This is a genomic window from Paenibacillus sp. EB106-05-06-XG162 (assembly GCF_058791655.1).
Window position 1 is genome coordinate 18,710 of record NZ_JBYTDT010000026.1, and the last position, 14,437, is coordinate 33,146.

A 14,437-nucleotide genomic window follows, 5' to 3' on the forward strand; every position below is an offset into this window, starting at 1 on the left:
TCGATCTGTTCATGTCCCTAATCATAGGGAATTAGATTACTTCAGGAGCCAAGGAAACGATTTTCATGAAGTCTTTGTCGCGAAGTTCGCGAGCAACAGGTCCGAAAATACGAGTTCCGCGTGGTCCTTTATCGTCCTTAACAACAACCGCTGCATTCTCGTCAAATGCGATGTAAGATCCGTCTTTACGACGTACAGAACGCTTCGTACGTACGATAACAGCTTTTACAACATCACCCTTTTTGACAACGCCGCCTGGTGTTGCTTGTTTGACAGAACATACAATTACGTCACCAATGTGGCCAACACGACGTCCTGTGCCACCTAATACACGGATACACATTAATTCTTTTGCACCAGAGTTATCAGCGACAGCTAAACGTGTAAATGGTTGAATCATTCAAATTTCCTCCTTTCGGGAAAATGAGCCGTCCTTAGATGATTACTGCTTTCTCGATAATTTCAACGAGTCTCCAGCGTTTATCTTTGGAGATTGGACGAGTTTCCATGATTTTAACGGAATCGCCAATTTTTGCTTCATTATTCTCATCATGCGCTTTAAATTTCTTCGTATATTTAATACGCTTGTGATACAAATCATGCATTTTGTATGTTTCAACAGCAACAACGATTGATTTATCCATCTTGTCACTTACCACTTTACCGATTTGCACTTTACGAGCATTACGTTCTTCGCTCATATTCTGCCTCCTTCCTGAATCCAATATGTCTGATGTTACCTATGACATATGTTTCAATTAACTGATGATCCCAAGTTCTCTTTCACGTAATACGGTTTTAGCACGAGCTATTTCTTTACGCACATCACGGATCCGAGTCGGGTTATCAAGCTGACCAGTCGCTAATTGAAAACGGAGATTAAAGAGTTCTTCTTTAAATCCGGCAATTTTTTGTTCGATCTCAGCAGTGGTTAAGTTGCGAAGTTCATTAGCTTTCATTTGCTTCACCACCCAATTCTTCTCGTTTCACAAACTTAGTTTTGCATGGCAGTTTGTGAGCCGCAAGACGCATTGCTTCACGAGCAATCTCTTCGGAAACACCAGCAAGTTCAAACATGATCTTACCAGGTTTAACTACTGCCACCCATTTTTCTACGTTACCTTTACCGGAACCCATCCGCACCTCTAGAGGCTTTTGAGTAATCGGTTTATCTGGGAAAATTTTGATCCAAACTTGACCGCCACGTTTAATGTAACGAGTCATCGCGATACGAGCTGCTTCGATTTGGCGGTTAGTAATCCATGTAGGTTCCATAGCTACCAAACCGTATTGTCCGAAGTTAAGCTCAGTGCCGCCTTTAGCGCGACCTCTCATGTTACCGCGTTGTTGCTTACGATGCTTGACACGTTTAGGTACCAACATGATTAGTTTCCTCCTTCCTCAACAGCCTTTTTCTTAGCTGCAGGAAGAACTTCACCACGATAGATCCATACTTTTACGCCGATACGGCCGTAGGTTGTATGTGCTTCAGCTGTACCATAGTCGATATCTGCACGAAGCGTATGAAGTGGAACAGTTCCTTCACTGTAGCCTTCTGAACGAGCAATCTCAGCGCCGCCAAGACGACCGCTAACTGCTGTTTTGATTCCTTTTGCGCCGGAACGCATAGTTCTTTGGATCGCTTGTTTCAATGCACGACGGAAAGAAACGCGACGCTCCAATTGTTGTGCAATACTCTCAGCAACCAAGATTGCATCAAGATCTGCATGTTTGATTTCGTTGATGTTGATGTGTACTTTTTTACCTTTAGAGATTTTAGCAATCTCAGTGCGAAGTACTTCAACTTCAGAGCCACCTTTACCGATAACCATACCTGGTTTCGCTGTGTGGATTGTTACATTCACACGGTTAGCTGCTCTCTCGATCTCGATACGAGAAACAGAAGAGTCTTTCAATTTATTCTTGAGGTATTCGCGGATTTTTACATCCTCGAGCAGAAGATCTCCGAAATCTTTATCTGCATACCATTTGGATTCCCAATCACGAATAATACCTACACGTAATCCGACTGGATTTACTTTTTGACCCACACCTTATCCCTCCTTATTTCTCAGATACCACCAAAGTAATGTGGCTTGTTCTCTTGTTGATCCGGCTTGCACGTCCCATTGCACGAGGGCGGAAACGTTTCATTGTCGGACCTTGGTTAGCGAACACTTCAGTAACAACTAATTTATTAACGTCCATTGAATAGTTGTGTTCTGCGTTAGCAATTGCCGAGTTAAGCAACTTCTCAACTACTGGAGAAGCAGCCTTAGGCGTGTGACGAAGGATTGCGATCGCTTCGCCTGCTTGTTTGCCGCGGATCAAATCGATTACGAGTTGAACTTTACGGGCAGAAATACGGATATTTCTTGCATGTGCTTTCGCTTGCATTGAGTAACCTCCTCTCAAACATTTAAAGGCTTATATTAGCGTTTGCCTGTTTTCTTATCATCATCGTGACCTTTGTACGTACGAGTTGGAGCAAATTCGCCGAGCTTGTGTCCAACCATATCTTCCGTTACGTACACTGGTACATGTTTACGACCATCGTAAACTCCGAATGTGTGTCCGATGAATTGTGGAAAAATTGTAGAACGACGGGACCAAGTTTTGATCACGGTTTTCTTACCAGACGCATCCACTTCTTCAACCTTTTTCAACATATAACCATCGATAAATGGTCCTTTTTTAAGACTGCGACCCATGTGTAAATCCTCCCTTCACCAATCCATTCGTTCCGCTATTCAAGCGGAACGTGATGAATATAAGAATTTATCGTCATAAACATAAACTCTTATATTGTTAGGCAACCATATATTATTTCGTGCGACGACGAATGATATATTTATCAGAAGCTTTGTTCTTCTTACGTGTTTTGTAACCAAGAGTCGGTTTACCCCATGGAGACATCGGGGATTTACGTCCGATTGGAGCGCGACCTTCACCACCACCGTGTGGGTGATCGTTCGGGTTCATTACTACCCCACGAACTTCAGGACGTTTACCTAACCAACGATTACGACCAGCTTTACCGATTTTCACGAGCTCGTGATCTCCGTTACCTACAGATCCGATAGTCGCACGGCAAACTTTAAGCAATTTACGAACTTCGCCAGAAGACAAGCGAACGGAAACATAACGCTCTTCTTTACCAAGTAGTTGTGCTTCTGTACCAGCTGCACGCACTAATTGTCCACCTTTACCAGGTTGAAGCTCGATGTTGTGGATAACTGTACCTACTGGAATGTTCTCAAGTGGAAGTGCATTACCGATTTTGATGTCAGCTGTTGGGCCAGACATAACTTCGTCTCCAACTTTCAAACCTTTAGGAGCGATGATGTAACGCTTTTCACCATCTGCATAGTTGATCAACGCAATGTTGGAAGTACGGTTCGGGTCATACTCGATTGTAGCAACGCGACCTGGTATTCCATCTTTAGTACGTTTGAAGTCAATGATACGGTATTTACGTTTGTGTCCACCACCATGGTGACGAATCGTAATTTTACCTTGGTTGTTACGACCGGCAGTCTTGCTAAGTGGCGCTAACAACGATTTCTCCGGTACATTCGTTGTGATTTCTTCGAATGTCGATACGGACATTGCACGGCGAGCCGGGGATGTCGGTTTATACTTTTTAATTGGCACGTAGTTTCCCTCCTTACTTTAGGAATGTAATTTATGCTTGTTCAAAAATTTCAATCGCTTTGCTGTCCGCGCTTAACGATACGATGGCTTTTTTCCACTCGGAAGTGTATCCGGAGTGACGTCCATAACGTTTCGGTTTCGCAGGAACACGCATTACGTTGACTTTTTTAACTTTTACGCCAAAAATAGCTTCAATCGCTTGCTTAACCTCGGTTTTGTTCGAACGCATATCAACTTCAAATGCATATTTCATTTCAGCCATATAGTCGCTCGTACGTTCCGTGATTACGGGGCGCTTGATAATATCGCGAGGATCCTTCATTACGCGAACACCTCCTCTACTTTCTGAACTGCTTCTTTCGTAATGATCAATTGATCATAAACCATTACGTCCAAAACGTTAATGCCGTCAGCTGCTACGAATTTAACACCAGGGATGTTACGAGCAGATAGAGCAACATTGTCATCATAGCTAGGTGTAACAACTAAAGCTTTGCGTTCTACTTTCAAGTTGTTCAAAATCGCTACGATATCTTTTGTTTTCGGTGCGTTCAATGCTAGTTGATCCAATACGATGATTTGATTTTCCAATACTTTGGAAGACAAAGCCGATTTGATCGCTAGACGACGAACCTTTTTAGGCAATTTAAAGGAGTAGCTGCGTGGTGTTGGTCCAAATACGATACCGCCGCCTTTCCATTGTGGCGCACGAATCGAACCTTGACGAGCACGTCCAGTTCCTTTTTGTTTCCATGGTTTACGACCACCGCCGCGAACCTCAGAACGTCCTTTAACTTTGTGAGTCCCTTGACGAACTGCAGCTTGTTGAAGCAATACTGCTTCATGCAACGCATGTACGTGTGGTTGAATACCGAACACTGTGTCCGCTAATTCAATTTCTCCAACCTGAGCTCCGCTCACGTTATACAAAGATACTTTTGGCATTTCTAGTTCCTCCTTCCTTTAGCGATTACTTCTTCACCGTGGATTTTATTTTCACGAAGCTGTTTTTCGCACCTGGAATGGAACCTTTAACGAGAATTACGTTACGTTCTGCATCCACACGAACAACTTCTAATTTTTGAATTGTAACAGTCTCAGCACCCATGTGACCTGGAAGGTGTTTACCTTTTGGTACGCGGTTCGCTTGAATCGAACCCATGGAACCTGGGCCGCGGTGGTAACGAGAACCGTGAGTCATAGGACCACGACTTTGTCCCCAACGTTTGATCGTACCCGTGAAACCTTTACCTTTGGAAATACCAGTTACGTCAACAAACTCGCCTGCTGCAAACAGATCAGCTTTCAATTCCTGGCCAACTTCATAAGCTGCGAAATCAACACCGCGGAATTCACGAACGTAGCGCTTAGGAGCCGTATTGGCTTTTTTAGCGTGTGCAGTTTCCGGTTTGTTAGCATTCTTCTTCTTGTCGACGAAACCAAGCTGAATAGCTTCGTATCCATCGTTCTCAAGATCTTTCTTCTGAAGAACCACACAAGGACCTACTTCGATTACAGTAACAGGCAATACGTTACCTTCAGGAGTAAATACTTGAGTCATTCCTAATTTTTTACCTAAGATACCTTTCATGTTGACACCTCATTCCCTTTCTTAATTACAACCTTGAATTACAATTTGATTTCGATATCTACACCGGACGGTAAATCCAAGCGCATAAGAGCATCCACAGTTTGTGGAGTTGGGTTAACAATGTCGATCAAACGCTTGTGTGTGCGTTGCTCGAATTGCTCCCGAGAATCCTTATACTTGTGTACCGCACGGAGAATAGTAATGATTTGTTTCTCAGTCGGAAGCGGAATCGGTCCGGATACACCTGCACCAGAACGTTTTGCCGTTTCAACGATTTTCTCTGCGGATTGATCAAGAATTCTGTGATCATAAGCTTTCAAACGAATACGAATTTTTTGCTTTGCCATTTTAGTCCCTCCTTCTATCGCCCAATTTGGTATCGGACATACTCCGTGAAAATTCTCCAACACACTCCCCATGGCAAAGGGGCCGGGTGTGTCAGCAACCTCTCACATCATCGCAACGTCTCAGAACAACATTAGTAATTATACATAAAATCATAGGCGATTGCAAGTAAAAATATCGAATGAAAATTTACATTCGACTTTCTTCTATATATATGGTTTATTCGAAGAAAAACAAAAGCCCACATCCGAAGACGTGGGCTTCTCAAATTCGTTAGACGAATTATTTGTTGATTGTAGCAACCGCACCTGCACCAACTGTACGTCCGCCTTCACGGATCGCAAAGCGAGTACCTTCTTCAATCGCGATTGGAGCGATCAAATCAACAGTTACAGTGATGTTATCACCAGGCATAACCATTTCAGTACCTTCTGGCAAGTTGATGATACCTGTTACGTCAGTTGTACGGAAGTAGAACTGTGGACGGTATCCAGTGAAGAATGGCTTATGACGGCCACCCTCTTCTTTAGTCAAAACGTAGATTTGAGCGGAAAAGTTAGTATGTGGTTTAACAGAACCTGTTTTAGCCAATACTTGACCACGCTCGATATCTTTACGGTCTACACCACGAAGAAGGGCACCGATGTTGTCACCCGCTTGAGCGGAATCGAGCAACTTACGGAACATTTCTACGCCTGTAACTACGCATTTGCGAGTTTCTTCAGCGATACCAACGATTTCAACTTCGTCTTGTACTTTAACAGTACCACGCTCTACACGACCTGTAGCAACTGTACCACGGCCAGTGATGGAGAATACGTCCTCGACAGGCATCAAGAAAGGCTTGTCAGTGTCGCGCTCTGGTTGTGGGATGTAAGTGTCGACTTGTTCGAACAACTCAACAATTTTGTCAGCCCATTCGCCATCAGGGTTTTGCAACGCTTCACGAGCAGAACCACGGATGATTGGAGTGTCGTCACCTGGGAATTCGTATTCGCTAAGAAGGTCACGAATTTCCATTTCAACTAGCTCTAGCAACTCTTCGTCTTCAACCATGTCACATTTGTTCATGAACACAACGATGTATGGAACGCCTACTTGGCGGGACAACAAGATGTGCTCACGAGTTTGTGGCATAGGACCGTCGGAAGCGGATACTACTAGGATCGCTCCGTCCATTTGTGCTGCACCAGTGATCATGTTTTTAACATAGTCGGCGTGACCTGGGCAGTCAACGTGTGCATAGTGACGGTTAGGTGTTTCATACTCAACGTGTGCTGTCGAGATTGTGATACCGCGCTCGCGCTCTTCTGGAGCTTTGTCGATTTGGTCGAATGCTACTGCAGCACCGCCATATCTTTTGGACAATACAGTTGTGATTGCAGCTGTAAGAGTTGTTTTACCATGGTCAACGTGACCGATTGTACCGATGTTAACATGCGGTTTATTACGTTCAAACTTAGCCTTTGCCATTTGAAACGATGCCTCCTTAATATATAGGAAATTATATTTTTACCTCATAGGGTTCAGACGTATCCTCCACCTATGCGGTTAGTAAACAAACATTAGCCTTTTTTCGATACGATCTCTTCAGCGATGCTGCGTGGTACTTCTTCATAATGAGAAAGTTCCATTGCGAACACGCCGCGTCCTTGTGTACCGGAACGAAGAGTTGTGGAGTAACCGAACATCTCAGCAAGAGGTACCTTAGCACGGATAATTTGAGCTCCACCACGGGAATCCATACCTTCGATACGACCACGACGGGAGTTCAACATACCCATAACGTCGCCCATGTACTCTTCAGGAACTGTAACTTCAACTTTCATGATTGGCTCAAGAAGTACAGGGTTACATTTTTCTTTCGCCGCTTTAAGCGCCATGGAACCTGCAATCTTAAACGCCATCTCATTGGAGTCAACGTCATGATAAGATCCGTCAAAGACAGTAGCTTTAACATCAACAAGCGGGAATCCAGCGAGTACGCCGTTTTTCATCGCTTCTTCGATACCTGCAAGTGCTGGTGCAATGTATTCACGAGGAACCGATCCACCAACAACTTTACTTTCGAACTTGGAGCCTGCACCAGCTTCTTGTGGTTCGAACTCGACCCATACGTGACCGTATTGACCGCGACCACCAGACTGACGTACAAACTTACCTTCAACCTTAGCTGCAGTTTTGAATGTTTCACGGTAAGCAACCTGAGGTTTACCTACGTTTGTCTCCACTTTGAACTCGCGACGCATACGGTCAACGATGATATCAAGGTGAAGCTCACCCATACCTGCTAAGATTGTCTGACCAGTTTCTTCATCTGTGTGTGCGCGTAATGTCGGATCTTCCTCCGTCAATTTACCAAGTGCAACACCCATTTTGTCTTGGTCAGCTTTTGTTTTAGGTTCTACTGCGATTTGAATTACCGGATCAGGGAAGTTCATGGACTCCAAGATAATCGGTGCTTTCTCATCACAAAGTGTATCACCTGTACCTGTATCTTTCAAACCTACCGCAGCTGCGATATCACCCGAATATACAACATCAATTTCTTGACGGCTATTCGCATGCATTTGAAGGATACGGCCGATACGCTCACGTTTGCCTTTTGTTGCATTCAATACGTAAGATCCGGAGTTAAGAACACCAGAGTATACGCGGAAGAAAGTCAACTTACCAACGTAAGGATCTGTCATGATTTTGAATGCAAGAGCTGAGAACGGCTCTTCATCCGAAGAATGACGAACTTCTTCAGTTCCATCTTCTAGGTGACCATTGATCGCAGGAACGTCGATCGGAGCTGGCAAGTAATCAATAACAGCATCCAACATTAATTGAACACCTTTATTTTTGTACGAAGAACCAGCGATTACCGGGAAGATTTTAACATCACATACACCTTTGCGAAGCGCTGCTTTTAGCTCAGGAACTGTGATTTCTTCACCTTCAAGGTATTTCATTGTTAATTCTTCGTCAAGCTCAGCAACTTTCTCGATCAATTCATTGCGTAGTTCTTCTACTTTGTCTTTGAACTCAGCAGGAACTTCAACGATATCGATATCTTTACCAAGATCGTCTTTGAACATATGAGCTACGTTCTCAACGATATCGATAATACCAATGAAGTCATTTTCTGCGCCAATTGGAAGCTGGATAGCAACCGCATTCGCTTGAAGACGATCTTTCATTGTTTGGATAACATTTAAGTAGTCCGCACCGATGATGTCCATTTTATTGACATAAGCAATACGCGGAACACCATAACGGTCAGCTTGTCTCCAAACTGTCTCGGACTGAGGCTCAACGCCTTCTTTAGCACTGAAAACACCAACTGCCCCATCTAATACGCGAAGGGAACGTTCTACTTCAACAGTGAAGTCAACGTGACCCGGAGTATCAATGATATTAACGCGGTTACCCTTCCAAGCAGCAGTAGTAGCAGCGGAAGTAATCGTAATTCCGCGCTCTTGCTCTTGCTCCATCCAGTCCATTGTCGCAGCACCTTCGTGAACTTCACCGATTTTGTGCGTACGGCCTGTATAGAACAAAATGCGCTCAGTCGTAGTAGTCTTACCAGCATCAATATGCGCCATGATCCCGATATTGCGGGTATTAGCTAAGGAGAACTCTCTTGCCATTGAACGGTCTCCCTTCAAAATCTCAATTTATAGTGGCGCGGGCACGAAAGTACCCACGCTATTTTGATTCTACCAACGGTAGTGAGCGAATGCTTTGTTAGCTTCCGCCATTTTGTGAGTGTCTTCACGTTTCTTAACGGAAGCACCTGTGTTGTTGGATGCATCTAGAATTTCAGCTGCTAGACGCTCTTCCATTGTTTTCTCACCGCGATTGCGGGAGTAGTTCACGAGCCAACGTAAGCCTAAAGCTGTACGTCTCTCAGGTTTAACTTCGATCGGCACTTGATAGTTCGCACCACCAACACGACGAGCTTTAACCTCAAGAACTGGCATAATATTTTTGATCGCTGCTTCAAACACTTCCATAGGATCTTTACCGGAACGTTCTTGGATCAACTTGAACGCATCGTAAAGAATTGTTTGGGCAACGCCTCTTTTACCATCAAGCATGATGCGGTTGATCAAGCGAGTAACCAATTTGCTGTTATACACCGGATCTGGCAACACGTCTCTTTTTGTAACTGGACCTTTGCGTGGCATTGTAATCCCCCTTTCCCAAATAATCAATTTAGCAATTTACGTAATGTAAATTATTTTTTAGCTTTTGGACGTTTTGTACCGTATTTCGAACGAGCTTGCATACGGTTATTCACACCTGCAGTATCCAATGCACCGCGAACGATATGGTAACGTACCCCTGGAAGGTCTTTTACCCGTCCACCACGTACTAATACGACACTGTGCTCTTGCAAGTTGTGTCCGATACCTCCGATATAAGCTGTAACTTCTACACGGTTCGTCAAACGAACACGGGCATATTTACGAAGCGCGGAGTTCGGTTTTTTCGGAGTCATTGTACCTACACGAGTACAAACACCACGTTTTTGTGGAGCGCTCAAATCAGTCTCTTCACGCTTAAGTGCGTTAAATCCTTTTTGAAGTGCTGGGGATTTCGACTTAGTGATTTTCGCTTGACGTCCTTTACGAACTAGCTGGTTAATTGTTGGCATGTTGCCACCCCCTTCCCATATTTTTAACCTTCATAAACCTTCAACATAAGTCCACAGACCCAGGTGGTTCATTAAAAGACAAATGAAAAGTCTTTGCAATACTTTCGCATCACAAAAACATCGGTTTAACTAATCATTTACAATGGCAACCATCGCTGCACCAACATCAATCCCGCAAGCCTTGCCGAGATTCTTCATCGTGTCCACGTAGGTAATCTTCACACCCTTGTCCTCACATAACGTAATAACCTTGGATGTAATTCTCGAATCGGCATCTTGCGCTATATATACTTCTACCGCTTGACCCAATTCTACCATTCGAATTGTTTGTTTCGTGCCAACACGGATATTCTCTTCCTGTAGTCCTTTTTCATTAGACATAAACTCATCCTCCAAAAGAACAGGTGACAATCTCTCAGGCACACTACGATATATTATCACCTAGAAATACTATTGTCAAGAAAAAAGATGCAAGAAATGCGATGTTCGCAGATTTCCAAACCATTGCATTCCTTGCATCCTGTTTAATTATTCAACAGTTACGGTTTCTAACGCTGCTTCTGTTGTCTCTTCTGCTTCCGGCTCAACAAACTTCACGCTGCGGTAACGGTTCATACCTGTACCTGCAGGGATCAGTTTACCGATGATTACATTCTCTTTCAAGCCAAGCAACTTATCGACTTTACCTTTGATCGCTGCATCCGTAAGAACACGTGTTGTTTCTTGGAAGGATGCTGCGGACAAGAAGGAATCTGTCTCAAGCGATGCTTTGGTAATACCTAGCAATACCGGTTTCGCTACTGCAGGCTCTTTATCCGAAAGGATTGCTTCCTTATTCGCAGCTTCATATTCATGAATATCTACGAAGGAACCTGGCAAGAGCGTCGTCTCACCCGCATCAATAATACGGATTTTACGAAGCATTTGCTTGATCATAACCTCAACGTGCTTATCGTTAATTTCTACCCCTTGGTTACGATATACGCGTTGTACTTCTTGGAGAATATAGTTCTGAACCCCACGGATACCTTTGATACGAAGCATTTCCTTCGGATCGATGGAACCGTCTGTAAGTTCATCCCCAGCTTCAATTGCTTTACCTTCATAGACGCGAATACGTGATCCATAAGTGACAGAGTAGACTTTCGTCTCTGCTTCACCTTGAACTTCGATTTCACGACGATCTTTGGTCTCGCGAATTTCTTTAACGACACCATCGATTTCGGTAATAATGGCTTGCCCTTTCGGATTCCGTGCTTCAAAAAGCTCTTGAATACGCGGCAAACCTTGTGTAATATCGTCTCCGGCAACGCCCCCGGTATGGAACGTACGCATCGTAAGTTGCGTTCCTGGCTCCCCGATGGATTGAGCTGCGATAATACCAACCGCTTCCCCAATCTCAACGTGTTTACCTGTCGCAAGGTTACGTCCGTAACATTTCTTACAAATGCCGTGACGTGCACGGCAGCTAAGAACGGAACGAATTTGAAGTCTTTCCATGCCATCCGATTTCATCAATGCACCCGAACTGAGCAATAATTCGGCTTTATCCGAATCGATTAGATCATTACGGTATACAATGACTTCACCTGTCTCTGGATGCTTAACTGTCTCGAAAGAGTAACGTCCTTCAATACGGTCGTAAAGATCCTCAATAACTTCCTTACCGTCTTGAATACGGCTAACCGTAAAGCCTTTATCCGTTCCACAATCTTCCTCGCGGATGATTACATCTTGGGCTACGTCAACGAGACGACGAGTCAAGTAACCGGAATCGGCAGTACGAAGTGCTGTATCGGCCAAACCTTTACGCGCACCATGCGTTGAAATAAAGTATTCCAAAACCGTAAGACCTTCACGGAAGTTCGATTTGATCGGCAACTCGATGATTCGACCGGATGGATTGGCCATGAGACCGCGCATTCCGCCGAGCTGCGTAATCTGGGATTTGTTACCCCGTGCTTTGGAATCAACCATGAGCATGATGGAGTTGTAACGATCCATCGATTTCATGAGGATATCTGTCAGCTGATCTTTCGTTTTACTCCAGATCTCGATAACACGGTCATAGCGCTCTTCTGTTGTGATCAGACCACGACGATACTGGTTCGTAACAACACGTACTTTCTCGTCAGATTCTTTCAGTAATTCTACTTTTTCTGGCGGTACGATAACGTCGGAAACGGCGATACTGATACCAGCCTTCGTGGAGTACGTAAAGCCAAGTTGCTTGATCGCATCCAGAATAACGGATGTCTTCGTTGTATGGTAAGTCTCAAAGCATCTTGCGATGATTTGACCCAAGTAATCTTTACCAACGGCGCCCGTCTGCGGAACTTCATTAATGATATCAAGTACATTTGCACCTTTTTCATAAATGAAATAGTGATCAGGAGTGCCGTAGAACAGATTCGTCTTCGTAGGTTCATTGATATAAGGGAAGTCAGCTGGGAAGATCTCGTTAAAGATAATCCGTCCGACAGTCGTTACGATCAACGCCTCTTGTTGCTTATCTGTAAAGGATGTTTTACTCAAAGCTTTAACCGGGATCGCTACACGTGCATGAAGTGAAGCTGTTCCACGTTGATATGCGGATACTGCTTCGTTCACATTCGCAAAGATCAGACCTGATCCCTTCGCTTCTTTATTATCCATCGTCAAGTAGAAACTACCGAGAACCATATCCTGAGACGGCGTAACAACTGGCTTACCATCTTTCGGGTTCAAGATATTTCCGGATGCCAGCATCAAGATGCGTGCTTCCGCTTGCGCTTCTGCAGACAATGGAACGTGAACCGCCATTTGGTCACCGTCGAAGTCAGCGTTGTAAGCCGTACATACGAGCGGATGAAGTTTAATTGCACGGCCTTCTACGAGCGTTGGCTCGAACGCCTGAATACCTAGTCTGTGAAGCGTCGGGGCACGGTTCAGAAGAACTGGATGCTCTTTGATTACCTCTTCGAGGACATCCCATACTTCCGCACTTACGCGTTCCACTTTGCGCTTCGCACTCTTGATATTATGCGCAAGACCTTTATTCACGAGCTCTTTCATCACAAATGGCTTGAACAATTCAAGCGCCATTTCTTTTGGAAGACCACATTGATACATTTTCAAGCTAGGACCTACGACGATAACGGAACGACCGGAATAGTCAACCCGTTTACCGAGCAAGTTCTGACGGAAACGTCCTTGTTTACCTTTTAGCATATGGCTAAGGGATTTTAATGGACGGTTACCAGGACCTGTTACTGGACGACCACGACGACCGTTATCGATCAAGGCGTCAACGGCTTCTTGCAGCATCCGCTTCTCGTTCTGAACGATAATGTCAGGTGCTCCAAGGTCCAGAAGGCGTTTCAAACGATTATTCCGGTTAATTACGCGGCGATACAAATCATTCAAGTCGGATGTCGCAAAACGTCCGCCATCAAGCTGTACCATTGGGCGAAGTTCCGGTGGAATAACCGGTAATACATCAAGAATCATCCAATCTGGGAAGTTCCCAGAGTTACGGAATGCTTCGATAACTTCAAGACGTTTGATCGCACGATTACGACGTTGGCCTTGTGCTGTACGAAGCTCTTCCTTCAGGAATTCTAATTCTTTGTTCACATCGATGTCTTGAAGCAATTTTTTAACAGCTTCAGCACCCATGCCCGCTTGGAATCCGTAGCCGTATTTCTCACGATAGCTGCGGTACTCTTTCTCGGAGAGAAGTTGTTTCTTCTCAAGCGGTGTATCTCCTGGATCCGTTACAACATAAGATGCGAAATAGATAATTTCCTCAAGCGAACGAGGGGACATATCTAACGCTAAGCCCATGCGGCTAGGAATCCCTTTGAAATACCAGATGTGGGAGACAGGGGCAGCAAGCTCAATATGCCCCATACGCTCACGACGCACTTTCGCGCGTGTTACTTCAACACCACAACGGTCACAAACGACGCCTTTATAGCGAACCCGTTTATATTTACCGCAATGACACTCCCAGTCTTTCGTCGGGCCGAAAATTTTCTCACAAAACAGCCCTTCTTTTTCCGGCTTCAAGGTACGATAGTTAATCGTTTCCGGCTTTTTTACTTCTCCGCGGGACCAGGACCGAATTTTATCTGGCGATGCTAATCCAATCTTCATAAACTCAAAATTGTTTACGTCCAACAAGGAGCAACCCTCCTTAACCCTGTACTATTTGGCCTAGC

18 protein-coding genes are annotated in these 14,437 nt (G+C 44.5%); all 18 read right to left on the reverse strand.

Features of this window, described 5'->3' with window-relative positions:
* Positions 1-31: 31 nt before the first annotated feature.
* The gene (rplN, locus tag AC3WU2_RS29290) at positions 32-400 is read right to left on the reverse strand and encodes a 50S ribosomal protein L14 (RefSeq protein WP_018759702.1); all 369 of its coding nucleotides are present in this window, start codon (positions 398-400) and stop codon (positions 32-34) included.
* A gap of 34 nt (positions 401-434) precedes the next feature.
* Positions 435-701 (reverse strand): 30S ribosomal protein S17, encoded by a 267-nt coding sequence (gene rpsQ, locus AC3WU2_RS29295; RefSeq protein WP_018759703.1) that lies wholly within the window; start codon positions 699-701, stop codon positions 435-437.
* Between the two features lie 57 nt (positions 702-758).
* A complete protein-coding gene (gene rpmC, locus AC3WU2_RS29300) occupies positions 759-959 on the reverse strand; it encodes a 50S ribosomal protein L29 (protein ID WP_018759704.1) in 201 nt (66 codons plus the stop codon).
* Positions 949-1,383, reverse strand: coding sequence for a 50S ribosomal protein L16 (gene rplP / locus AC3WU2_RS29305; RefSeq protein WP_018759705.1), 435 nt, complete (start codon positions 1,381-1,383; stop codon positions 949-951). Before rplP ends, rpmC begins: the two co-directional genes overlap by 11 nt.
* Positions 1,384-1,385: 2 nt before the next feature.
* Positions 1,386-2,051, reverse strand: coding sequence for a 30S ribosomal protein S3 (gene rpsC, locus AC3WU2_RS29310; RefSeq protein ID WP_492458396.1), 666 nt, complete (start codon positions 2,049-2,051; stop codon positions 1,386-1,388).
* Positions 2,052-2,064: 13 nt separating this feature from the next.
* Positions 2,065-2,397: a 50S ribosomal protein L22 gene (gene rplV / locus AC3WU2_RS29315; RefSeq protein WP_314590964.1), complete on the reverse strand. Its 333-nt coding sequence runs from the start codon at positions 2,395-2,397 to the stop codon at positions 2,065-2,067.
* Positions 2,398-2,432: 35 nt separating this feature from the next.
* On the reverse strand, positions 2,433-2,711 hold the full coding sequence (gene rpsS, locus AC3WU2_RS29320; RefSeq protein ID WP_018759708.1) for a 30S ribosomal protein S19: 279 nt from the start codon (positions 2,709-2,711) through the stop codon (positions 2,433-2,435).
* Between the two features lie 112 nt (positions 2,712-2,823).
* On the reverse strand, positions 2,824-3,654 hold the full coding sequence (gene rplB, locus AC3WU2_RS29325; RefSeq protein WP_492458397.1) for a 50S ribosomal protein L2: 831 nt from the start codon (positions 3,652-3,654) through the stop codon (positions 2,824-2,826).
* Positions 3,655-3,685: 31 nt separating this feature from the next.
* On the reverse strand, positions 3,686-3,976 hold the full coding sequence (gene rplW, locus AC3WU2_RS29330) for a 50S ribosomal protein L23 (protein WP_078502949.1): 291 nt from the start codon (positions 3,974-3,976) through the stop codon (positions 3,686-3,688).
* The gene (gene rplD / locus AC3WU2_RS29335; RefSeq protein ID WP_379341732.1) at positions 3,976-4,599 is read right to left on the reverse strand and encodes a 50S ribosomal protein L4; all 624 of its coding nucleotides are present in this window, start codon (positions 4,597-4,599) and stop codon (positions 3,976-3,978) included. The genes rplW and rplD overlap by 1 nt, the downstream gene beginning before the upstream one ends.
* A gap of 25 nt (positions 4,600-4,624) precedes the next feature.
* Positions 4,625-5,245: a 50S ribosomal protein L3 gene (gene rplC / locus AC3WU2_RS29340; RefSeq protein ID WP_018759712.1), complete on the reverse strand. Its 621-nt coding sequence runs from the start codon at positions 5,243-5,245 to the stop codon at positions 4,625-4,627.
* A gap of 38 nt (positions 5,246-5,283) precedes the next feature.
* Positions 5,284-5,592, reverse strand: a complete 309-nt coding sequence (rpsJ, locus tag AC3WU2_RS29345; RefSeq protein WP_017692074.1) for a 30S ribosomal protein S10 — start codon at positions 5,590-5,592, stop codon at positions 5,284-5,286.
* Positions 5,593-5,872: 280 nt separating this feature from the next.
* Positions 5,873-7,063 carry an elongation factor Tu gene (tuf, locus tag AC3WU2_RS29350; protein WP_379341730.1) on the reverse strand — a complete coding sequence of 397 codons (1,191 nt, stop codon included), beginning with the start codon at positions 7,061-7,063 and terminating at the stop codon, positions 5,873-5,875.
* Between the two features lie 92 nt (positions 7,064-7,155).
* On the reverse strand, positions 7,156-9,225 hold the full coding sequence (fusA, locus tag AC3WU2_RS29355; protein WP_492458398.1) for an elongation factor G: 2,070 nt from the start codon (positions 9,223-9,225) through the stop codon (positions 7,156-7,158).
* 69 nt (positions 9,226-9,294) lie between these two features.
* A complete protein-coding gene (gene rpsG / locus AC3WU2_RS29360; protein WP_018759715.1) occupies positions 9,295-9,765 on the reverse strand; it encodes a 30S ribosomal protein S7 in 471 nt (156 codons plus the stop codon).
* A 50-nt stretch (positions 9,766-9,815) separates the two neighbouring features.
* Positions 9,816-10,235, reverse strand: a complete 420-nt coding sequence (gene rpsL / locus AC3WU2_RS29365) for a 30S ribosomal protein S12 (RefSeq protein WP_018759716.1) — start codon at positions 10,233-10,235, stop codon at positions 9,816-9,818.
* A 129-nt stretch (positions 10,236-10,364) separates the two neighbouring features.
* Positions 10,365-10,616, reverse strand: a complete 252-nt coding sequence (locus AC3WU2_RS29370; protein ID WP_492458399.1) for a ribosomal L7Ae/L30e/S12e/Gadd45 family protein — start codon at positions 10,614-10,616, stop codon at positions 10,365-10,367.
* A 147-nt stretch (positions 10,617-10,763) separates the two neighbouring features.
* Positions 10,764-14,399 (reverse strand): DNA-directed RNA polymerase subunit beta', encoded by a 3,636-nt coding sequence (gene rpoC, locus AC3WU2_RS29375; protein ID WP_492458400.1) that lies wholly within the window; start codon positions 14,397-14,399, stop codon positions 10,764-10,766.
* Between the last annotated feature and the right edge of the window lie 38 nt (positions 14,400-14,437).